The sequence below is a fragment of the Paenibacillus sp. FSL R5-0378 genome, from assembly GCF_038009285.1.
Lineage (GTDB): Bacteria > Bacillota > Bacilli > Paenibacillales > Paenibacillaceae > Paenibacillus_AQ > Paenibacillus_AQ favisporus.
The window spans coordinates 2,366,903-2,387,325 of record NZ_JBBPAY010000001.1; the positions used below are offsets into that span (position 1 = coordinate 2,366,903).

General features: G+C 54.3%; 21 protein-coding genes. 12 read left to right on the plus strand and 9 right to left on the minus strand.

The window, feature by feature from the left end:
• Positions 1-20: 20 nt before the first annotated feature.
• The 3 genes from MKY74_RS11155 (at position 21) to MKY74_RS11165 (ending at position 3,313) form a co-directional block, all read left to right on the plus strand.
• Positions 21-1,232 (plus strand): M20 family metallopeptidase, encoded by a 1,212-nt coding sequence (locus MKY74_RS11155; protein ID WP_076170413.1) that lies wholly within the window; start codon positions 21-23, stop codon positions 1,230-1,232.
• The gene (locus MKY74_RS11160) at positions 1,232-1,693 is read left to right on the plus strand and encodes a RidA family protein (protein ID WP_076170412.1); all 462 of its coding nucleotides are present in this window, start codon (positions 1,232-1,234) and stop codon (positions 1,691-1,693) included. Before MKY74_RS11155 ends, MKY74_RS11160 begins: the two co-directional genes overlap by 1 nt.
• A 414-nt stretch (positions 1,694-2,107) precedes the next feature.
• Positions 2,108-3,313, plus strand: a complete 1,206-nt coding sequence (locus MKY74_RS11165; RefSeq protein WP_084203899.1) for an acyltransferase — start codon at positions 2,108-2,110, stop codon at positions 3,311-3,313.
• A 129-nt stretch (positions 3,314-3,442) separates the two neighbouring features.
• On the opposite strand, the gene MKY74_RS11170 is transcribed toward MKY74_RS11165, so the two are convergent.
• Complete coding sequence (locus MKY74_RS11170; protein WP_076170410.1) at positions 3,443-4,360, minus strand: NADP-dependent oxidoreductase; 918 nt, start codon at positions 4,358-4,360, stop codon at positions 3,443-3,445.
• Between the two features lie 143 nt (positions 4,361-4,503).
• On the opposite strand from MKY74_RS11170, the gene MKY74_RS11175 reads away from it, so the two are divergent.
• From MKY74_RS11175 to MKY74_RS11190, 4 genes are all read left to right on the plus strand, one after another.
• The gene (locus tag MKY74_RS11175) at positions 4,504-5,376 is read left to right on the plus strand and encodes a LysR family transcriptional regulator (RefSeq protein WP_076170409.1); all 873 of its coding nucleotides are present in this window, start codon (positions 4,504-4,506) and stop codon (positions 5,374-5,376) included.
• Between the two features lie 116 nt (positions 5,377-5,492).
• Positions 5,493-6,362 (plus strand): LysR family transcriptional regulator, encoded by an 870-nt coding sequence (locus MKY74_RS11180; RefSeq protein ID WP_341013935.1) that lies wholly within the window; start codon positions 5,493-5,495, stop codon positions 6,360-6,362.
• Between the two features lie 221 nt (positions 6,363-6,583).
• A complete protein-coding gene (locus tag MKY74_RS11185; protein WP_076170407.1) occupies positions 6,584-7,483 on the plus strand; it encodes an NAD-dependent epimerase/dehydratase family protein in 900 nt (299 codons plus the stop codon).
• A 427-nt stretch (positions 7,484-7,910) separates the two neighbouring features.
• Positions 7,911-8,981, plus strand: coding sequence for a bifunctional 3-deoxy-7-phosphoheptulonate synthase/chorismate mutase (locus MKY74_RS11190; protein ID WP_076170406.1), 1,071 nt, complete (start codon positions 7,911-7,913; stop codon positions 8,979-8,981).
• A 147-nt stretch (positions 8,982-9,128) separates the two neighbouring features.
• Here the strand turns inward: MKY74_RS11190 and MKY74_RS11195 are convergent, their stop codons facing one another.
• Positions 9,129-9,974: a LysR family transcriptional regulator gene (locus MKY74_RS11195; RefSeq protein WP_076170800.1), complete on the minus strand. Its 846-nt coding sequence runs from the start codon at positions 9,972-9,974 to the stop codon at positions 9,129-9,131.
• A 119-nt stretch (positions 9,975-10,093) separates the two neighbouring features.
• On the opposite strand from MKY74_RS11195, the gene MKY74_RS11200 reads away from it, so the two are divergent.
• Complete coding sequence (locus tag MKY74_RS11200) at positions 10,094-11,215, plus strand: Gfo/Idh/MocA family protein (protein ID WP_076170405.1); 1,122 nt, start codon at positions 10,094-10,096, stop codon at positions 11,213-11,215.
• Between the two features lie 137 nt (positions 11,216-11,352).
• Here MKY74_RS11200 and MKY74_RS11205 read toward each other — a convergent pair whose 3' ends face one another.
• Positions 11,353-11,826: a MerR family transcriptional regulator gene (locus tag MKY74_RS11205; RefSeq protein WP_076170404.1), complete on the minus strand. Its 474-nt coding sequence runs from the start codon at positions 11,824-11,826 to the stop codon at positions 11,353-11,355.
• Positions 11,827-12,017: 191 nt separating this feature from the next.
• On the opposite strand from MKY74_RS11205, the gene MKY74_RS11210 reads away from it, so the two are divergent.
• Positions 12,018-13,151, plus strand: a complete 1,134-nt coding sequence (locus MKY74_RS11210; protein ID WP_076170403.1) for an NADH-dependent flavin oxidoreductase — start codon at positions 12,018-12,020, stop codon at positions 13,149-13,151.
• Positions 13,152-13,417: 266 nt separating this feature from the next.
• On the opposite strand, the gene MKY74_RS11215 is transcribed toward MKY74_RS11210, so the two are convergent.
• Complete coding sequence (locus MKY74_RS11215; protein WP_076170402.1) at positions 13,418-14,278, minus strand: SDR family oxidoreductase; 861 nt, start codon at positions 14,276-14,278, stop codon at positions 13,418-13,420.
• A 94-nt stretch (positions 14,279-14,372) separates the two neighbouring features.
• On the opposite strand from MKY74_RS11215, the gene MKY74_RS11220 reads away from it, so the two are divergent.
• Positions 14,373-14,816 carry a MerR family transcriptional regulator gene (locus MKY74_RS11220; protein ID WP_244169267.1) on the plus strand — a complete coding sequence of 148 codons (444 nt, stop codon included), beginning with the start codon at positions 14,373-14,375 and terminating at the stop codon, positions 14,814-14,816.
• A gap of 84 nt (positions 14,817-14,900) precedes the next feature.
• Here MKY74_RS11220 and MKY74_RS11225 read toward each other — a convergent pair whose 3' ends face one another.
• Together MKY74_RS11225 and MKY74_RS11230 are read right to left on the minus strand one after the other, a co-directional pair.
• Complete coding sequence (locus MKY74_RS11225) at positions 14,901-15,758, minus strand: DMT family transporter (RefSeq protein ID WP_341012123.1); 858 nt, start codon at positions 15,756-15,758, stop codon at positions 14,901-14,903.
• A gap of 22 nt (positions 15,759-15,780) precedes the next feature.
• The gene (locus tag MKY74_RS11230; protein ID WP_076170400.1) at positions 15,781-16,743 is read right to left on the minus strand and encodes a metallophosphoesterase family protein; all 963 of its coding nucleotides are present in this window, start codon (positions 16,741-16,743) and stop codon (positions 15,781-15,783) included.
• Between the two features lie 249 nt (positions 16,744-16,992).
• On the opposite strand from MKY74_RS11230, the gene MKY74_RS11235 reads away from it, so the two are divergent.
• Positions 16,993-17,772, plus strand: a complete 780-nt coding sequence (locus MKY74_RS11235; RefSeq protein WP_076170399.1) for a DeoR/GlpR family DNA-binding transcription regulator — start codon at positions 16,993-16,995, stop codon at positions 17,770-17,772.
• 7 nt (positions 17,773-17,779) lie between these two features.
• Here the strand turns inward: MKY74_RS11235 and MKY74_RS11240 are convergent, their stop codons facing one another.
• Together MKY74_RS11240 and MKY74_RS11245 are read right to left on the minus strand one after the other, a co-directional pair.
• Positions 17,780-18,748, minus strand: coding sequence for a glycerophosphodiester phosphodiesterase family protein (locus tag MKY74_RS11240; protein WP_432206607.1), 969 nt, complete (start codon positions 18,746-18,748; stop codon positions 17,780-17,782).
• A gap of 35 nt (positions 18,749-18,783) precedes the next feature.
• The gene (locus MKY74_RS11245; protein WP_076170397.1) at positions 18,784-19,365 is read right to left on the minus strand and encodes a TetR/AcrR family transcriptional regulator; all 582 of its coding nucleotides are present in this window, start codon (positions 19,363-19,365) and stop codon (positions 18,784-18,786) included.
• 226 nt (positions 19,366-19,591) lie between these two features.
• Between MKY74_RS11245 and MKY74_RS11250 the strand changes: the two genes are divergently transcribed.
• The gene (locus tag MKY74_RS11250) at positions 19,592-19,945 is read left to right on the plus strand and encodes a DUF2512 family protein (RefSeq protein ID WP_076170396.1); all 354 of its coding nucleotides are present in this window, start codon (positions 19,592-19,594) and stop codon (positions 19,943-19,945) included.
• Between the two features lie 89 nt (positions 19,946-20,034).
• Here the strand turns inward: MKY74_RS11250 and MKY74_RS11255 are convergent, their stop codons facing one another.
• A complete protein-coding gene (locus MKY74_RS11255; protein WP_076170395.1) occupies positions 20,035-20,247 on the minus strand; it encodes a hypothetical protein in 213 nt (70 codons plus the stop codon).
• Positions 20,248-20,423: the final 176 nt, after the last annotated feature.

Sequence of the window (20,423 nt, forward strand, 5' to 3'; positions counted from 1 at the left end):
CAGGGAGGAGGCTGGGATTCATGGGAAAGGACCTTGATTCATTTCACGGGCAGGAGCTGCTGGATATCGTCTGCGGACTGATCTGCATCCCGAGCGAAAATCCGCCGGGGCGCGAAGAGGCGGCCGCCCGGTACGTCTTGCAGCTCCTCCGGGACGAGGGGATCGAAGCCGAGCTGCAGTGGGCCGCGCCGCAGCGGCCGAATGTGGTCGCCCGGTTGAAGGGCACGGCGGATGGGCCGGCGCTCCTGTACAACGGCCATCTCGACGTTGTCCCGGCCGGGGAAGGCTGGAGCGAGGACCCGTTTGCCGCCGTCATCCGGGGCGGTGAGCTGATCGGCCGGGGTGCGGCCGATATGAAGTCGGGCGTCGCGGCCATGCTGTACGCGGCCATCCTGCTGCACCGGCGCGGCTGCCCGTTCGCCGGGGAGCTGATCCTGCTCTTCAACGTGGACGAAGAGCGGGAGAATGTCGGCATGCGCCACTTTTTGCGCAGCGGCGTGCACGCCGATTACGCCGTCATCGGCGAGCCGACCGGGCTCGGCATCTGCACCGCCCATAAAGGCGTCGGCCGCTACCGGATCCGCACGGCGGGCGTCGCTGGCCATGCGGCAAAGGTGCTGGAGCCCGACAACGCCATTCCGAAGATGGCGGCGCTCATCTCGGCAATGGAGCCGCTTCGAAGCCGCCTCAAAGAGAGCGCCGATCCGCTCCTCGGATACGCGACGCTGAACGTCACGCAGATCAAGGGCGGGACGGCGCCGAACATCGTGCCGCAGCACTGCGAGATCGAGGTCGACCGCCGGGTTATCCCCGGCGAGACGGCGGCGCAGGTGCTGGAGCAGCTGAAAGAGGCGCTAAATGCAGCTGCAGGCACAAGCTCAAGCGCAGGCTTAAGTGCCGGAACTGGTGAAGTCACCTACGAAGTGGACGACTACTTGTTTATACCGGCGTCGACCATTCCGCAGGACCATGAGCTTGTGCAGGCACTGGTGGAGGTCACCGGCGATGTTCTCGGGAACCCGTCCGCCATCGGCATTTTCGAAGCGACCTGTGAGGCGCCGTTTCTGTCCGTTGATTTGGGCATACCGACGGTTATATTCGGACCAGGGTCGCTGGACCAAGCCCATGTGAAGGATGAGCGGGTTCCTGTCCGTCAGATCACGGACGCAGCCAAGGTGTACATGCAGCTCGCCATGCGGCTGCTTCAACAACAACCATTACAGGAGGAATGATGATGAGTATTCAAGAGAGATTGAAAGAACTGAACATCGAGCTGGAGCCGGTTGGCGAGCCGAAGTTCTCGTACGTTCCCGTAAACCAGGTAGGAAATCTGCTGTACACTTCGGGTCATGATTGCCGCAAGAACGGGGAGCTGATTTTAAAAGGCAAGCTTGGAGAAGAGCTGACGATCGAACAGGGGCAAGAGGCGGCGCGCCGGTGCATCGTGAACATTTTATCGTCGCTGCAGGCCCATCTGGGCAGCTTGGACCGGGTGAAGAAAGTAGTGAAGATGCTCGGCTTCATCCAAAGCGCTCCGGGATTTAAAGATCAGCCTTACGTGCTGAACGGGGCGTCGGATCTGCTGATTGAGGTGTTCGGGGAGAAGGGTAAACATGCGCGCTCCGCGATCGGGACCAATGAGCTGCCGTTTGATACGCCGGTCGAGGTGGAGATCATCGTCGAGATCGAATAACGGCGGTAGAGCAGGATCGTGGCGCTGCTCGCCAACATCGTGTTTTCCCTGATCGTCAGCGCAGCGACCCGATCCTTGTCCGCCAGCCACGGCAGCGCCGCTGCCGAGCGTGCGGCCATCAAGGGAGCCTGATCGGTGCTTCGAACAGGCGGCGGATCCTTTCTTTGCCATTTGAATAGGGCCGATTTCTTTATACACGGCGCTTCGTGCCGGGAACGTCCAGAAGATGGACTTCCCGGTTTTTTTTATATGTATTGGGAGGCTATTAGAATCTGGAGAATCATGAACCTGTACGGGGCAAAAAGAATGACCTTTTGGATGAATTAAAATCTGTTAATTCCGCCTGCTTTAAGGTTCATTTAATATTGACCGGGTATACTGGCCCTGACCAAGAAGAAGGAGGACCTCATGCTCATGGGCAAACCGCGAATCGAAGAATGGACGCAGCTGCGTGGCCTCGCCTTTCTGGCGATCGTGATGCAGCATTCCATTGCCGAGTACATTTACAGGCCCGACATTGTGGCCGCGGATTCCACCATGCTGACGATGATCTACCACCTGACCCGTTTCGGAACGCCGACCTTTGTATTTTTGTCCGCCGTGCTGCTGTTCTACAACTATGGTGAACGGTTTCGGTACGGTCCGTTTATCCGCAAACGGTTCGGGGATGTGTATGTCCCTTTCCTGTGCTGGACGGTGATTTATTGGCTGTATGTCCACGTATTTACCCCATCCTTCTGGCAAAAAGGAGGACAGGACTGGGGAGCGCTGCTGAAAGAGATGTTCGTTCCTCAGACGGGATACCAGCTGTGGTTTATCCTGATGATCTTTCAGTTCTACCTGCTGTTTCCGCTGTTTGCCTGGGCGTTCCGGGCGGCGCGGCGCGTGATCGGTCCTATGGAGGCGAAGAAGCGGGCAGGGGTGCTGTCCGCGATCCTGGGCGGTTCTTTTATGATCTACGCTGCTCTGCTGTATCTCTCCTATTACCGGATGGGGAGCTGGGCCGAAGGGCTTGGCGGACCCTGGTCCGTTTTGCTGCAGTACCGCAGCTATTCGTTTGTGATGTACGGTTTTTATTTTGTGGCCGGTGCGGTATGCGCGTCATCTGTCTCCAACTGGCGGAAGTGGTGCACCCGGCTGCTGCCTTGGACCGGACTCCTGTTCCTGGCGATGTACATCAAGCTGGGCTATGACGTGCTGCAGGGGTCGGGCGAGGTCGTGAATTTAAATATATCCACTTACCTGCGGCCATCGACCTTTGTCATCATCGTCGCGCAGATGCTCCTGCTGTACGGGCTGCTCATCATGATGCAGGGGCGAAGCCAGGCTTTCCTGCGGCTGCTGACCTGGATCGGCCGCTATTCATTTGGCGGCTATCTTGTGCACGCCCTGATCATTTACGTGATTGCCTTTTTTACGCGACCGATGGATCTGGCCGGCAGCCACGTGTCTTATACGCTCCTGACCTTCGGCCTGACTGTGCTCGCTTCGCTCGGCATCAGCTACACGCTGTCGCATCTGCCGGGATCGCGCTGGATCATTGGCGCAAAGCGCCGTGACGTGAAGCAGGGCAAGCCGGACGAGACCGGCTTCCGCAAGGAGTCTCCGACGGTGTCTTGATGCCTTGATGTCCTGATGCCTTGATGAAAGTCCCATGGGCAAACCAATAATGATTCCAATCATCCCGCAGCGAAAAAGGGTGCCATCAATCCAATGATTGATGGCACCCTTTTTGATTTCGAAGGTAAGTTAGACCGAGAGAACGATCTTTCCGCGGCCATGGCCGGATTCGATCTCCCGGTGGGCTTCCCGGGCCTGATCCAGCGGCAGCACTTTGCGGATATGGATGTCGACTTTCCCTTCGTTGTAGATGCGGACAAGCTCGGCAAGGCGTTCTTTGCTGCGCGTGCCGGTCAGCTGCCGTATGCCGAGTGTTTGGGCCCGAACACTGGGGACCATCGCTACAATTCGGCTGAGGTCCTGGACCAGGTCCACGGATGCCTGCAGGGCGAGGTCATCCCCGCCGCCGGCATGCAAGGCGGCGTCCACTCCAGCGGGAGCGATGGCGCGTACGCGGGCGGCAAGCCCATCCCCGTAGCCGAGCGGGATGGCGCCCAAACGCTGGAGATGATCGTGATTGGCCTCGCTGGCCGTGCCGATCACCCTGCCGGCGCCCCAGGCCAGCGCGAGCTGCACGGCAAAGGTGCCCAGCCCCCCGGCCGCCCCGTGGATCAGCACGGTATCCCCCGGCTGAATCCGGATCGCTTCCAGTCCCATATGGGCGCCCTGTCCGTTGCCGGTAAAACCTCCGGCGGTCTCCCAAGGCATGCCCGCCGGTTTGCGGACCAATTGGTCGCTGCTGACGACGACATATTCGGCATATCCGCCAAACATCGTAAAGCCGATTACTTCGTCCCCGCGGACGAATTCGCTGACGTCGTCCCCCACCTCGTCGATGATCCCGGCAAATTCATTGCCGGGGATGATCGGAAACGGGTGGGACTGCGCGTATGGAACGCTTCCGCTGCGGACCTTGGCGTCGATTGGCATGACGCCTGCCGTTTGGACGCGTACCCGGACGGTTCCCGGCCCGGCGGACGGAACGGGCAGCTCGGTCAGCTGCAGCACGTCCGGCGGACCCAGGCGGTTAAACGTTATGGCTTTCATTGGACTCACTCCTTGAATATCCTGAATTGTAGATCCCATTGATTTCCTTTTCACGTTATTTTATAATCAGGCTGCGATAAACGGAAATATATATTTAATTATGACTCCATATATTCAAGTATATAGAAAAAGGAGAGAGAGCTATGGAGCTGCTGCAGCTTCAATATTTCAGGACGGTCGCCAGGCTGGAACATATGACGAAGGCGTCGCAGGAGCTGCGGATCGCCCAGCCGGCGCTCAGTAAGACGATTTCCCGGCTGGAGGAAGATATTGGCGTTCCGCTTTTTGATAGGCAAGCGGGTAGAATTCGGCTGAATTCCTATGGGAAGGCGTTTCTGACAAAAGCAGAGGAAGCGCTCCGTCTGCTGGAGGAAGGCAAGCGGGAGGTGGCAGATCTTGCCGGGCTGGAGCGCGGCAGCATCCGTCTGGTCACGGCGACGCTGGAGCGGATGACGGGACCGATCACCGAATTTATATCGGCTCATCCCGAAGTGAACTTTCAAATTTCCCAGGCTCCCATTGAGCAGATGAGCGAATTTCTTACCTCGGGTGAGGCCGATCTCGGCTTTACGCCGCTGCCGCTGGATCAAGCGGGATATGCCTATAAGGCGGTGCTGAGCGAGGAATTGTACTTGGCCGTGCCCTCGGCGCATCCGCTTGCCGGCCGCCGTCAGGTTACTTTGAAAGAAGCGGCGGAGGAGCCGTTTATCGGATACCGGGAGGACTTTGTCTTCCAGCAAATCAATGACGGCTTCTTTGAGCAGGCCGGAGCGGCTCCCCGGTATATTTGCCGGGTCGACGAACCGCCGGCGATCCTAAGCCTCGTACGCGCGGGCGTCGGGGTAGCGCTGTCCGGCTGCAAAAAAGGAGATAAAGAAATACCCGGTGTCACTCTAGTGCCCGTGTCCGATCAAGCGTGCCGGCGCCAATATTACCTCGTATGGAGCGAGCAGCGCTATTTGTCGGCCGCCGCGTGCGAATTTAGGGACCACGTGGCCGCATATTTTGCGGAGTAGACGTGGCCTAGGAAAAGTAATTACTGCCGCTGTACTTGCCAGCAAGCAGGAGACGTCTGCAATCTTTGCCGGACGGAAATCAAATAATAAGGAGCAAAAGGAGGCTTGTGGATTTGGTGGATTTTGAATGGTACCGCAGCTTCTGCGCGATTTATAAGCATCTTTCGCTGTCGGAAGCCGCCAAGAGCCGCATCATGACACAGCCGGCGATGAGCCAGCATCTGGCCGCGCTGGAGGCGGAAGTGGGCGAAGCATTGTTTATTCGAACGTCCAGAAAAATCGTGCCGACCGAGCGGGGGAAAGAGTTGTATTCCCGGGTTGCTCCCTTGATCGAATCGCTGGAATCGACAACACATGATTTTAAATCGGCATCTTTGCCTTCGATGGCGGTGACGAAGATCGGGACAGCCCATGAATTTTTTAAAGAAAAGATACTTCCCAGACTTCAAGATTTCCCTACCTGTACGGTCACCCGTTTCGGGACAGCCGATGTCCTGTTGGACCAGTTGAAGGATGAACAGCTGGATATTGTCGTCACGCCAAAAAAATACCCGATTCCAGGCATTGGATTTACGAAATCCATGGTCGAAGAATTTGTCATCGTTGCGCCAGCGGCCTTGGACGTTCCGGAAGTGCGGAATCCGGAAGAAGCCGAACGGTGGCTTTCCGCGCAGCCCTGGCTCAGCTACGGCCTGGAGCTGCCCATCATCCGCCGGATCTGGCGGGAGCATTTTCATAAACGCCCACTGATCCGACCCATTCATGTCATCCCCAATCTGCATATGATTCTGAGCGCGGTCGCGAGTGGAGCAGGAATCAGTGTGGTGCCGACGTATATGCTAACGCATGAGCCTGAATCACCGGGCTATCGAATACTGTGGGAAGAATTGAAAGTAAGCAACGACATTTTCTTGGCTTACCAGCTAAAGCATAAACATGTGCCTCACATCCTGGAAACGCTGTCCCTTCTGCAAGGAGTTGTTTGAGCGCTGCTTTCAAGTGGATATTCCCTCTTCTATCGATAAATAAATTTATGATTTATTCGATAATTCATAATTTGTTTTCTGGATAAGTCCGTGTTTACAATGGAATAAAGAATCCTCGACCAACCGTATAGCACGGGGATTCTGGACTGTGATCGTGCCCGGGTTCAGCCGTTCGCAGGATCTGGTTCGCAAAAGGAATCCAGAGAGATGGGGGAGAGTTGATGAAGATTTTTATCACAGGAGCATCTGGTTATATAGGCGGATCCGTAAGCAAGACGTTTGTAGATCAAGGGCATACCGTCTACGGTTTGGTCCGAAATCCGGACAAGATGGAGCCACTCCGGCAGCTCGGTATTGAACCGGTGCTGGGCACGCTGGACGACGCACAGCTGCTGACAGACTATGCCCAAACCAGCGATGCGGTCGTGCATACGGCCGACTCGGATCATCATTTTGCGGTGGAGACGTTTATCGCGTCTTTGCGCGGCACGGGCAAGGTGTTCATTCACACCTCCGGTTCCAGTGTGGTGGGAGACGACGCCAGAGGAGATCATCTCAGCAGCCATATTTACGATGAGGAAACTCCCTTTGTCCCGATGGACATCCGGGCGGACCGTGTGAACATTAACAAGCGGGTTCGCCGGGCCGGCGTAGATGAAGATGTAAGAAGCATTGTTATCGTCCCGTCCATGATTTATGGGGAGGCGCTTGGGCTCCCGGTCGAAAGTGATCAGCTGCCGCAAATCATCCGCAAATCCCGGGAATTGGGAGCGGGCGTACATGTCGGCAAGGGTGTGAACCGTTGGTCTAATGTGCATATCAGCGATTTGGCGCAGCTCTATGTGCTTGCTCTGGAAAAGGCTCCGTCTGCCTCCTATTTCTACGCTTCAGACGGGGAAGAATCCTACGGGGATATTGCCCGGGCGGTGAGTGACGCTTTAGGTTTCGGCGGCAAAACAATCAGCTGGCCGGCGGAAGAGGCGATAGCGGAGCTGGGAGACTGGGCGCGGTTCGCTATTGCCTCCAACAGCCGGGTGCGTTCGGTTCATGCCCGGAATTTGTTAGGCTGGCAGCCCAAGGAGGAGGGGCTTCTCAGCTGGATTCGGCATCATTTGAAATGAGGAAAGGCATGGATTTTTCAATAATTTACCTCATTAACGCGTTACCTTGTGATCTTGCATCCCTTCCACCGATTGTAATACAATGCTTTTAAATTTTAGTTCGAGCTAATTCATAGGACACAAGCTGTGAAGGAAAGAGTAAGCGGAGAAAGCTCCTGCCAGGGACGGTATGCCGATAGACTGGAAGCATCCGAGGGACACTGCCCGCCGAAGTTCATTCCTGAGCCGGTATTTTGATTCCCTGCATGAGGAATGCAGGACGTAGGAATACCCGTTTCCCTTGCGTTAAAAGGTTCAAGTGAGATGTGCAGCCTACACGTGTGCATGTCTAATAAGGGTGGTACCACGACTCCTCGTCCCTTGGCGGACAGGGGTCTTTTTTGTTTGATTTTATATTTTTTTAACACTAGGTGAGGAGAGATGAGAGATGAGTCAAGGGCGCTTGGAAGAACTGCGCAATCAATTGGATGAGGTGAATCTTCAGCTGCTGTCGCTGCTGTCCGAACGGGCACGGATCGCACAGGAGCTTGGTGTAGAGAAGGAAAAACAGGGCGTGCCGAAGTTTGATCCGGTCCGTGAAAAGGAAATGCTCGAGAAGCTCGTGGCCAGCAACGAAGGACCGTTCGACCATGAGACGGTTCGGCATCTGTTCAAGCAAATTTTTCAAGCGACGCTGACACTGCAGCAGGTCGATCATAAGAAGCACCTGCTCGTCAGCCGCAAGAAAAAGGCGGAGGATACCGTCATTCAGCTGGGCGATGTGACGATCGGCGGCGGCAAGCCGGTCATGATCGCGGGGCCATGCTCGGTTGAGAGCTATGAGCAGGTCCGCACCGTGGCGGCCGCTTTGAAGGAAGCGGGCATCACGGTGATGCGCGGCGGCGCCTTCAAGCCGAGAACTTCGCCTTATGATTTCCAGGGGCTTGGCATCGAAGGCCTGAAAATTCTGAAGGAAGTGGCGAGCGAATTCGGGCTGAAGACGATCAGCGAAATCGTGGATCCGGCTCATATCGAGCTGGCGTGCGATTACATCGACGTCATCCAGATCGGGGCAAGAAACATGCAGAACTTCGAGCTGCTGAAGGCGGCTGGCGACGTCCGGACACCGATACTGCTCAAGCGCGGGCTGGCAGCGACCATCGACGAATTCGTGCACGCGGCCGAGTACATTTTATCCCGGGGCAACACGCAGATCATGCTGATTGAGCGGGGCATCCGCACGTACGAAAAAGCGACCCGCAACACGCTCGACATTTCGGCCGTACCGATTCTGAAGCAGGAAACGCATCTGCCGGTACTGGTCGACGTGACCCATTCCACCGGCCGCAAAGACATCATGGCTCCTTGTGCTAAAGCGGCTCTGGCCGCCGGCGCGGACGGCGTGATGGTCGAGGTTCATCCGGATCCGGCTACGGCGTTGTCCGACGCGGCCCAGCAGTTCAACATTCCGCAGTTCCAGGAATTCTACAACCAGGTTAAAGGTTCGGGACTGCTGTAAGCACCGGATTCCATTATTACTTTGCCTGAATAAATGACGTTAGCAAGCACAACAAAAGCCGGGTCTCCTCTAGAGCTGCATGAGAGGGGATCCGGTTTTTTAGATAATGCAGTCTGTCTGCGATGAGTTTAGAGCGAAGGCATTTCTTTATAAAAAATGGCTCGTTTCCACAAAGCTTTTTTCCAACGGGGACATCTCATATCCCGCTCGGGTCACCAAATATTTGTCCACATAGCGGAACGGCTCGGGCAGCTGGGCAAACGCCGAAAATCCGTGCTGCATTACGATGTTTTTGGAAATCAAGGAGATGCCCATCCCAAGGGAGGTCAGCTGAAGGAGAGTGTCCAGAATCCCCACTTCGGTGCTTTCTCCTTTTTCCAGGCCAAGCTCGGCGTAAAGCCGCTCCAGAATCGCAGCGTACAGGCAGTCCCGGGTCAAAATGATCCAGTTCTCCCCGTGGAGGGCGCATTCCAGGCTTTGTCCGCCGGCGAACTTTTTGCCGATGAGCACCATCTCCTCCGTACCAAGTTTTTTGTAACTCAGCTGCGGCGAATCGGTCCTGCCGATCGTAAAGGCCAAATCGATGTTTCCTTGGAGCAATTCGTGCTCCATCGACTGCGTCGTCCCGGTCTTTAGCGTGACGGACAGATCGGCGTGATTTTCATATAAACGGGTCAGTGCATCCGTGAGCTCTTTGCCAAAGACGGACTGCATGGTGCCGATCCGCAGCTTTATCTCCCTATAGCTCATATCCAGCTCGGTTTCTTCCCATAAAACAAGCATTTTTTTATATTGGCGGTAGAGCTTCCGCCCCTCCGACGTCAGCTCCATGCCTTTGGCACTCCGGATGAAAAGCTGCTGTCCGTAATGGGCTTCGATTTTTTTAATCTTGGCCGTCATGTTGGACTGGAGATGGTTCAGTTTGACGGCTGCGGCCGACAGGCTTTTAAGCTCGGCAACGCTGACAAAGGCTTTCATATTATCGATATCCATATCGGCCTCCAAGGTATCAAAAATGATGATGACTCTATTGATAACATGCATTATTCATGATATCCCAATCCCAGTATACTGGAACCGTAAAGAATCATAAACCCAGGAGGAGAAGAGAAATGGAGATAAAGGGTTCTGAAAAAATACGCACCGGGATCATCGGAGGCTCGTTAAACAATCAGTGGGCCAGCAAAACTCACATTCCGGCTCTTACCCGGAGCGCAAATCATGAAATTACAGCCATTGCCACCTCGAATATGGCTAGCGCCCGGGAAAGCGCGGATGTACTGGGCGTCGCCCATGCTTTCGACGACTATCGTGAACTGGTGCAGTCCGGGAATGTGGATTTAGTGGTCGTCAGTGTGAAGGTTCCCCATCATTACGAAATGATCAAGGAAGCGATCGCCGTGGGGAAACACGTATACAGCGAATGGCCGCTTACCGTCACGCCAGAAGAGGCGGAGGAATTGGCGGAGCTGGCTTCCGAGCAAGGCATTCATCATGCCGTTGGCCTCCAGGCCAGACAGTCGCCTGCGCTGCTGGATGCGAAAAACCGCATCACTCGAGGAGACATCGGCCGGGTGTTATCCGCCAGCATGTCGGTGTCTACGCCGGGTAAGGGAGGGTACACGGAACGGAACAACATTTATCTGCTTCAGGAGAAGTATGGAGCGACCCTGCTGGCGATTAACGGGGGACACTCGCTCGACGCGTTTGGATTTGTGCTGGGGGATCTGAAAGAAGTCTACGCAACGATGAACAGCAATTATTCGGAGGCCAAGGTACTGGGAACCGGGGAGAAGGTACCCAAAGATACAGCCGACCAGATTATGGTTCATGGCACGCTCGAGAACGGCGCGTCGGTATCAATCCATATTCAAGGCGGAACCTATCCGAAATTTGAATTGGAAGTTCAAGGGGAGAAAGGGGTCATCCGCATTTCCCAGCCTCAGTCCCAAGGTCATGTCCAGTTTGGTGGACTGGTGGTCGAGCAGACGCTGTATCCGTCAGGACATATTGAGGGTTACGGAGATCAGGTGGCGTTTCAAAAGGTGTACGACGAGACCGAAGAATCTTCAGTCATCGTGAATCACGTGATGAAGGCACATCAGGTCATGGCAGATGATATTCGTCTAGGGACGTTTCAGGCCCCTGATTTTTACGAAGCCGCCCGCCTGCACCGGCTGCTGGAAACGATCCGGCAGTCTGCCTTAACCGGCAAACGGCTAAGCGTAAGCTAATCGGAACAAGCATGGCGGTGTGGCAGGACTTAGACCGAAAAAACGGCGGCAGTCTAGGACAGAAAAAAGGTCCTGGGCTGCTGCCGTTTTTTGAATCAAGCGTGTTTGCGGCACTTCATGAAGCAGCGCTGCTTGTTTCATCGGATTCGGCGGTTTGCCCGTTTTCGCAGCTGTGGAAAATAGCTCATCTCCTCAACGGAAATGGGCTTTGCACCGTCCTCCGGGTTTTGATCCGAATATTCCCCGCTCGGGTACCCATCTTCCAGTCTAACGTCAATGAAATCAACGAGCTGCTGAAGTGAGGAGATTTGCTCGACGATCTGTTCACGGTGGTTTTTTAAAGTCTGGGTCAGCTCAATATATTCGGCGGGATCAGGGTTGCCGGATGCCTTCAGGAACGGCCTCATGGCCTCCAGGGAAATTCCTGTTTTTTTCAGGCAGGATATTAATTTGATCATATGAATATCCTTCCGGCGGTAGACGCGATGCCCGTTTTCCTTTCTGTCCGGCGGAGGGAGCAGCTTGATTTTTTCATAATAACGGATCGTGTCCTCGGAAAGTCCAGTCAGCTCCGCGGTTTGCTTGATCGTGAACGTTTGCTCGGTCATCATCCTGCACCTCCTGTAATGGAAACTTAATTGCATTATATATCTTGGAGCCGGCTCCAAGTCAAACGGGGTCTGCTTACTTTTTATTCATACAACGGCTCTTTATAAGGGGCCTTGACTTCGATTCGACTCCAACTTTTAAAATGTGCTCTATCAGGGAGACCTATCCCTGACATATGAAGGAGGAGACGCACATGAACCCTAAATATCAGCCTATAATGGAACCTTATCGTTTCAAAAATGGCGTCGAAGTCAAGAACAGAGTCGTTCTTGCGCCCATGACGATTTCTTATTCCCGGCAAGACGGTACGATATCGGATGATGTCATCGCGTATTATGAAAGCCGTTCGAACGGTGTTGGAATGGCGGTCACGGGAAGCGCGATCGTCACATCGAGCGGAAAGGTATTCGGAGGGGAGATCGCGGCGGACCATGACGATCGGATCCCAAGCTTGCAGCGCCTGGCTGCAGCGATGAAGAAACGCGGGGCCAAAGCCATTTTGCAAATCTTTCATGGGGGACGCGAAGCTCTGCCGGAGGCGGTATCAAACGGTGAGATCGTAAGCGCAAGCGCGATTGCAAAAGAAGGGCAGAGCGTGATCCCCCGGGCGCTTGAAGAGCAGGAAATTTTAGAGATCATCCGGGCATTTGGCGCCAGCACCCGGAGGGCAATCGAGGCGGGTTTCGACGGGGTAGAGATTCACGGGGCCAACCGGTTTTTGATCCAACAATTTTTTTCGCCATACACCAACCGGCGCGATGATCGTTGGGGAGGAAATCTAGACAAGCGTATGGCGTTTCCGCTTGCTGTAGTGGATGAAGTGAACAGAGCAGTGGCTGAACATGCTAAACGGCCGTTCCTCGTAGGATACCGGTTTTCGCCGGAAGAAGAAATGACGCCTGGCATTACGATGGCGGATACACTAAAACTGGTGGATGCCCTCGCCAATAAAAACCTGGATTATTTGCATGTTTCTTTGATGGACTTCTGGTCTAAGCCTAGACGTGGAGTAGAGGACAATCGCTCCAGAATGGAGATGATTGATGAGCTCGCCGGGCAAAGAGTTCCCGTCATCGGTGTAGGATCGATCCGCACACCTGATGAGGCGCTAAGAGCGCTGCAATCGGGAGTCCCGCTTATAGCCCTGGGACGTGAGCTGATTATCGACCCGGATTGGGTTGAAAAGGTAACGCAAGGCAGGGAAGACGAAATCCGAACAGAGATCACGTTACACGATCAAGAAAAACTGGGGATTGCCGATCCGTTATGGCACAAAATCGTCCATACGCCAGGATGGTTCCCGATCGCAGAAGATGAAAAGGCTTGAAGACAGGTTATCGTGAGCAGAAAAGCGCGCCTCGGGCGCGCTTTTCTGATTTGACGCCAATCATCCAGCCACAGAATCATTTCGGTGAAGTCGAAGTAATTATAGCCCGAGAAGCCAATTTATAAGCTTTACTTTGGGTGCACCCTCCTTTTTTAAGATTATAGAATTTATAAATTTCAGCGAAGCTGAACCATTCTATAATCGCAAGAAAAACTTCCGCTAAACGCGGTCTGTCTTCTTGGAAGGTACGTCGATAGACGTTTTTCTTATGCAAAATAATGCCCTTCTTCGAGATCGGCGATTAGTCCGGGCTGCACCGGTTTCCAGTCCAGAAGCTCCCGTGTTGCTTGACTCGCCTGCGCAGTGTTGAACACGCCTGCGATGTCGAATGCCGCAATGGGGCCAAGAAAGCCGAAATGGGCGGCAGCTTCTTCAGGTGTAATGCTGACCGTCGGCACGTTCAATTGCTGCCCGATGACCTCGGCGATCTCGCGGAACGGAATGCCTACATCGCCGACTGCAACCATCTGTGAACCCGTCGGGGCGGATTCCAGCGCCAGACGGTACAGAACCGCCGCATCCAGGCGATGAACCGCCGGCCAGCGGTTCGTTCCATCGCCGATGTAGGCGGAGAACCCCTTCTCCCGGGCGATGTTGATCAGCTTCGGCACGAATGCCCTATCTCCTTCGCCGTGCACGGTCGGTGCTAGCGTGACGATGGATGCCCGAATACCCCGCTCTGCCATGGCGAGCACTGCATCGTCCACGGTATGTCCATTTTCATGAGGGTGACCTGTGGTAATGAACGGCTTCCCGGAGCCTTCGAGCGCCGCTCCAATGGCTTGGACAGCCCGCAAATCCAGAGCCAGCGCACCTTCAAAGTTGGAAAAATCGTTGGTGGGTGAACTGAACGCCAGATGAATCACACCGTCCGCTGCCGCGGCGGCGCTGCTTAGCGTATCGAAATCGTCCAGCGTGCCGTACAGCGCTTCAGCTCCCGCCGCCTTTAATCCTGCAGCTTTCTCCTCAGAACGACAAAGACCCGTTACGGTATGCCCCGCGCCGATCAGTTCCCGGACGACCGCAGAACCGACAAACCCTGTTGCTCCTGTAACAAAAACATGCATGATGATATCCTCCTTCATAGGTTGACTGTTTGATCGTGTTAAGCATAAACTATGAAGCGAACTCTAGGGCAAGCGGTCCAAAGGAGAAATGATGATGAGAATTCAGGAACTGGCGGACAAGATGGGATTAACGATCCATACGATCCGCTTTTATGAAAAGGAAGGCTTGTTGGATGATCGGCATGTCCGGCGAGAAAGCAACAATTATCGAAACTATTCTGAAGAGGCTGTCGAGCGGTTGGGGCTCATCAAGAAGTTCCAGTCCATCGGCTGTTCGCTGGCCGAACTGAAGGAAGCTTTGCAGGAATGCGACACCAATATGAGTACCAATCTAGAGATTATAGATTGGATTCGCGGTAAGAAAAAGGAGATCGAAGGCAAGAGTGAAGAATACGATCAAATGCTGGACACCCTTAACAAGATGCTGGAGTACAAGACTCTGCTCATGGACGATCCGCAAAAAGCTCAAGAGATTCAGAGGACTTGGTATACCGGCTCATCCGTAAATAAAAAGCGCGCCCCGGGCGCACTTTTCTGATGTTTATCTGGAAACCAACCGATTCGCAACCATGTTGGTGCTTGCTATTTTGTTGAGACGCTGAGTCATGTCAGAGTAATACAGTCAGCCCAGCATGCCGATCAGAACAATGCCGCCAAAAATAACGACGGAGCACAGCATCCGCCGCAATCCCTGCTGCTCCTTCAGAAGCAGGACGCCGAGGAAAGTGGCGAAGATGGTGCCGATTTCCCGCAGCGGGCTGATATGGGCCATCGGCGCCTGGGACATGGCGAACAGGAATAGCAGATAAGATCCCGGGTTTAAAACAGCCCCTAGCAGCAGCGTAGTTTTGTTGGCCTTCCATTCCTCAACAATTTTTCGAGAGGCGATCACGGCCGGGGTCAGACCGAGCACAAATCCGATGTTGGTCACCTCCAGCAGCGCGATCGGAGAGACATGCTCCAGATTCAGCTTGTCGACGAAGACGTAGCAGGTGGTACACAGCCCGACGCACAAAGCCATAAGCACGGGCTTCAAGCCTTGGGCCTGCTGCCCGCCGCTGCGGCTGTTGGAGCCGATACCGCTCAGCACGGCGAATCCGCCGAGCATGCAGAGGATGCCGAGCCAGCCGAAGACGGACAGCGATTCGTTCAGAAAAAGGACGCCGATCACAGGGACGAGCAGCGTGCTGGTGCCCCGCATGATCGGATAGATTTGCGACAGGTCGCCCAGCTCATAGGTTTTCGACAAGAGCCAGGAATAGACGGCCTGAAGAAGCATCGACAGCAGGAGCAGGCCGTAGGAAGCGGCGTTCATCGGATTTTTCCAGAGCTCGGTGATCAGCACCGGCAGCAGCAGAATCGTCGCGACCATCATGATTGACCACAGAAAGACGCTTTTGCTGCGGCTCCGCTTGGTGAACATGCTCCACACGGCATGGGCCATGCCGGAAGCAATCACAAGAACAATCGGTAATAACAAAATGAGTCAGCCCCTTGATTGTTTAGTTGGTTTCTTGGGTATCGGGTTCATGAATCGGCTGTTCCAGAGCGGCGGACCCGTCCTCCAGCCGGAGCCAGGTATCGAAGTCCTTCTCGCCAAGGGACAGGCGGATGACGCGGGCACCCCGCATAAATCCTTCTTTGCCGTATGTGTTGCAGCCGGTGGCCCGCCCGTAACTCAGGCGGATGCCGTGCAGCGTTCCGCTGTAATCGTTGATATGATCGTGTCCGCAGAACGTACCGATGACGTCGCCCATTTCGACCAGTGCCGCAAACAGTCCGGAGTTGACCGGAGGGCTGCAGACCCGTTCGTATTTATGGCCATAGCAGACTTGGGTGTCCCATACTTCCTGATATTCGGGAATCGGGATATGGAAGAATGCCAGCGCAGGCAGCTTCTCCGCCTGCCCGCTCGGATTCAGCCTGGCGGATTCAGCGGCGAGCCAGTTGATTTGGTCCCGCTGGATCCAGTTGTAGCCGGGAACCTGCTCGAGGCTCGAATAATCCCCGGAATCGAGGAAATACAGGTTGGCGGCCGGACGCCCTTCCGCGTCAACCAACTCCAGTGTGTAATTGCCCGACCCGCTCAAGTCCGCCGGACCGGGCTCTGTTACCGTGTGCCGGTGCTCCAGCACAGTCTGCATCAGTTCGTCCCGGCTGATCCGGTTTTCCGTATCATGATTGCCGAAGACGACCGCCCACGGGATGCCGCGTTCTTCCAAGGCAGCGACCGCATCCCGGAAGGCTTCCCGGGGATGCTCGCATTCTTTTTTTCCCGGGGACACGGGTCCGGTATAAATGACGTCTCCGGTGATAACGACCAAATCCGGTTTCTCAGCATCCATGACCCGTTCCATGATCTCGCGTGTGCGCTGGTCCTCAGGTCTGCCGTCCATCCAATGCAAATCGGTAAACTGTACAATCGTAAAGGTGCCGTCCTTTCGAAAAGACAAGCTCTTGCTCATCTCACGTGTCCCCCTCGTCATTTTACGTTGATTTAACAAACCACACATATCAATGTTGCATTGTGTGTGTTTATGTGGTTTTAGTTGATTTTAGTCCTGGTGAAGGCTGCTGTCAATTGATTTTTTTGAAGTTTGACATTCCTCTCCATCGCCAACTACACTTATAAGAAACAACAACAAAACACATGTAAGCGATGAAAAACCACATGTGTCCAATACTAAGCCTTTGGTATAAAGGAGGGTTTCGATATGTCCTTAACCTATGAGGAACGGCGGGAGACCATTCTCGGCCAATTGGGGATGGAAGGGAAAGTCCGCGTGCACATGCTGGCGGAGATGTTTGGCGTTTCGACAGAGACGATCCGCAGGGACCTCGACCGCCTGGAGAAGGAAGGCAAGCTTCGGAAGGTTTACGGCGGCGCGGTCCGGGTCCGTTCCGGCTTCACGGAGCCGACGTTTACGAACCGTTCCCTGATGCACCGCAGCGAAAAGCAGGAGATCGGCAAACTGGCGGCGTCCCTGATTGAAGACGGGGAGACCGTGCTGCTGGACAACGGTACCACGACACTGGAAATTATGCGGAATGTGATGGAGCGCCCCCAAGTCACGGTCATCACCAACTCCGTGCCGATATTAAACCTTGCCCTTGAGGGGTTCCGGGGGAAAATCGTGTTTGCTGGGGGCGAGATCAATCCGGAGCATCAGGCGGCTACGGGGATGATCAGCCATGAGCTGCTCGATCGTTTCAAGGTGAATAAGGCGTTTATTTCCGCAGGGGGCATATCGCTGACTGACGGGATCACCGATTATCATCTGGAAGAAGCGCTGCTGTCCCGCAAAATGATCGAGCGTACGGAAGAGGCCATTCTCGTCGCGGACCATTCCAAGTTCGGGGTCACCACCTTCGCCCAGATCGCACCGCTTACGCAGATCTCGATGGTCGTCACCGATGCAGGCTGCTCCAGGGAATGGATCGACGCCCTGAAGCAGCTGGACATTGAAATCATTTCGGGAGAGGCCCGGCTCTAAGAGGACTCTAAGTGGCGGGTTCCTCCGCGGAACTGCCTTTAAATAAAGGCGCGATCCGGTCGATGCGGTTCGTCCAGATGCCGCCGCTGTAGTGGGCCGGCAGCCGCTTTATGTCTTCGGGGCTGTCAAAGCCCGATGAGAAATCGCTGCCGTCGCCGCCGACGACGATGACCCGCGTGTCAGCCTTGTCCATCCGGTTCAGGAAGCGGTTTGGCCATCCCCACAGGAGCGGGGCGATTTTCTCGGGAATATGCAGCTCCGTATGCTTGCAGGCTGAAGGCATATACCCCGTCCATCCCGCGGCCAGATAAGGAATCAGGCAGCGCTTCATCGTGGCGATGGACATGACGCGGGCTTCGGGAAGCTTTGCTTGGAGAGCCGCAACCGGCTCATCCCCGCCATAGAAGGCGAGCTGCTTCAGCCGCTGTTCGGGCAGCGCCGACATCGCATCCGCCAGCCGGGTGCCTTCCTTTGGATCACTGCTTTTCATATGAATCAGAAAAGACCGGTCCGGAAATTGCTTCAGCACCTCATCCAGCGTCGGCATAAGCCCGACGCCCTTTCCACGGAACGGATACGTTTGTCCGCCGTCGGCGGTATAACCGTAGCCGATATCAACCTTTTTCAGCTCGGCCATCGTGTAATCCGTCGTCATGCCTTTCACATTGGTGCGGCAGTCCAGTGTCCAGTCATGGAACACGGCGATCTGATCGTCTTTCGTCAGCTTGATATCGAGTTCCACCATATCGGCACCTGCCTGAAATGCGGCTTCCATGGACGGAAGCGTATTTTCCAGATAGGGGTGCTCGGGGGGATAAATCCGTTCCGCGGTACAGGTGTCGTTCGTGATTCCCTCCATCGTAAAGGTTTGGGCCAATCCGCGATGGGCGAGCAGAAAAGGGGAACCATCCCGGGGCTTGGCCAGCAGGGAGGTGTTATTCAGATAAATAAAAACAAGCAATAGTGCCAAAACCATAAAGGTTTTGCTTCGTACGATCCGCTTCAGCCGTTTCACCTTCCGATTCCCTCCCACACGGCATCCAGCTGCCGTTCAATCGATCCGTATATCCCGTCTTCATTCATCTTGGAGGACAGCGTTATCAGCGTTTGGAAGAGCAGTCCGACCACCACTCCTGCGCTTAGCTCGGGGTCTGACAGCCGCTGCTGGGGGTCTTGTTCTCCGGCATCCACCATCACCCGGCGCAATGCATTTTTGAAATTCGAAATGTTGGTTAATTCGCTGCCTGATACGATTTCAGCTTTGATCGTTTCCATCAAAGTCAGCCGCAGAAGCTCCTCATGCTGCATATAGATGTGCAGCAGGTCGCGCAAGATTCGCAAAATGCGCTGCTTCAAGGGACCATCCTGATGACGCGCGACGATGTCGTCCATCAGGCTGGCGTACGAATCGGCTACATACAGAAGCACATGCTCTTTTTTGGGGAAATAGTTAAAAAAGGTTCCTTTCGCGATTCCGCACGCGGCGGCAATCTCCTCCACGGTGACGTTGTCGTAGCCCTTTTCCTTAAACATTTGAATGGCATTGCGGGTAATGTTTTCCCGGGTGCTCTTCTTCTTCTGGTCTCTCAGCAAACTTTGTTCACCTCATTATAAAAAATGACCCTGGTCATAAATGACTGTGGTCATTATATGGCATAAACCGGCTTATGCGCAAGTCCATGCGCATATAAACAGACCTTTTGGCACATGGTAATAAAAATGAACGATTTTCTGCAAGGCAGTTGATCGTTTTAAAGCACCCGAACCTGTTTATAACTTGCATGAAAAACATTCCAAATGAGGAAAGGAGGTCAGGGATATGGGGAAATTTGCCGTTAAATTGGTGGCTCATTTGGTTGTGATCACGGCGATGCTGTTGGTACTCTCTACGGCAACGATCTGGGGGGCATTGGCCACGGCGCTGGCGATCGGCGTCATTTCCTATTTGGTCGGCGACCTGCTGATTCTCCGCGCTTCCCAGAACAATATCGTTTCCACGCTGTGCGATGCTGTTCTGGTTTTTCTCATGCTTTGGGCGGTGCGTGCATCGAATCTGTGGTCCTTGTCGTATACGGATATGCTGGTTATCACCATCGTGGCAGGGATTTTCGAATACTTCTACCACATGTGGCTGCTGAGCGATGACCGTTCGGCCAGAAGACAGCGGGCCTAATGCCGCATTTCAGCTTATCTTTGATTTAAAATGAATAGATGAGACCATGAAATCAGAAGACCCTCTGCCAACAGGCAGAGGGTCTTCTTTTAGTGGTTCTGCTTCAGCTCGGCAAGCCCGATCAGGAACATGAGTACGCCGATAAGAAGCGGGGAGAGCAGGGTGCAGTACAGCAGCGTCTCGTATTCACCGGTCAAATTCATATTGTAAAAAAATATATTCCTGAAGAAGAAGTAACCCATCGGCGCACTGAAAAAAATGAACACAAACGATAATGCGAACCATGCCGTCGACCTTTTCACAGATGTATCATCCCTTCCTGTATCTATTCTCCTTTTTACCATTATTTACATATATTGTCATCCGAAATATCCACATCGTCTTGGACGGATCCGAAAGAAAGCCGATAAATGCAGTGCTGGAAATCGATAGTATTCATTTTTGCACAAACCGGACTTCCAGGAATTGAACTGTCATT

Bases quoted from the DNA above. Each gene is read 5' to 3' on its own strand.
- MKY74_RS11155 (WP_076170413.1), top strand. From the start codon at position 21: ATGGGAAAGGACCTTGATTCATTTCACGGGCAGGAGCTGCTGGATATC.
- MKY74_RS11160 (WP_076170412.1), top strand. From the start codon at position 1,232: ATGATGAGTATTCAAGAGAGATTGAAAGAACTGAACATCGAGCTGGAG.
- MKY74_RS11165 (WP_084203899.1), top strand. From the start codon at position 2,108: ATGGGCAAACCGCGAATCGAAGAATGGACGCAGCTGCGTGGCCTCGCC.
- MKY74_RS11170 (WP_076170410.1), bottom strand. From the start codon at position 4,360: ATGAAAGCCATAACGTTTAACCGCCTGGGTCCGCCGGACGTGCTGCAG.
- MKY74_RS11175 (WP_076170409.1), top strand. From the start codon at position 4,504: ATGGAGCTGCTGCAGCTTCAATATTTCAGGACGGTCGCCAGGCTGGAA.
- MKY74_RS11185 (WP_076170407.1), top strand. From the start codon at position 6,584: ATGAAGATTTTTATCACAGGAGCATCTGGTTATATAGGCGGATCCGTA.
- MKY74_RS11190 (WP_076170406.1), top strand. From the start codon at position 7,911: ATGAGTCAAGGGCGCTTGGAAGAACTGCGCAATCAATTGGATGAGGTG.
- MKY74_RS11195 (WP_076170800.1), bottom strand. From the start codon at position 9,974: ATGGATATCGATAATATGAAAGCCTTTGTCAGCGTTGCCGAGCTTAAA.
- MKY74_RS11200 (WP_076170405.1), top strand. From the start codon at position 10,094: ATGGAGATAAAGGGTTCTGAAAAAATACGCACCGGGATCATCGGAGGC.
- MKY74_RS11205 (WP_076170404.1), bottom strand. From the start codon at position 11,826: ATGATGACCGAGCAAACGTTCACGATCAAGCAAACCGCGGAGCTGACT.
- MKY74_RS11210 (WP_076170403.1), top strand. From the start codon at position 12,018: ATGAACCCTAAATATCAGCCTATAATGGAACCTTATCGTTTCAAAAAT.
- MKY74_RS11215 (WP_076170402.1), bottom strand. From the start codon at position 14,278: ATGCATGTTTTTGTTACAGGAGCAACAGGGTTTGTCGGTTCTGCGGTC.
- MKY74_RS11220 (WP_244169267.1), top strand. From the start codon at position 14,373: ATGAGAATTCAGGAACTGGCGGACAAGATGGGATTAACGATCCATACG.
- MKY74_RS11230 (WP_076170400.1), bottom strand. From the start codon at position 16,743: ATGAGCAAGAGCTTGTCTTTTCGAAAGGACGGCACCTTTACGATTGTA.
- MKY74_RS11235 (WP_076170399.1), top strand. From the start codon at position 16,993: ATGTCCTTAACCTATGAGGAACGGCGGGAGACCATTCTCGGCCAATTG.
- MKY74_RS11240 (WP_432206607.1), bottom strand. From the start codon at position 18,748: ATGGTTTTGGCACTATTGCTTGTTTTTATTTATCTGAATAACACCTCC.
- MKY74_RS11250 (WP_076170396.1), top strand. From the start codon at position 19,592: ATGGGGAAATTTGCCGTTAAATTGGTGGCTCATTTGGTTGTGATCACG.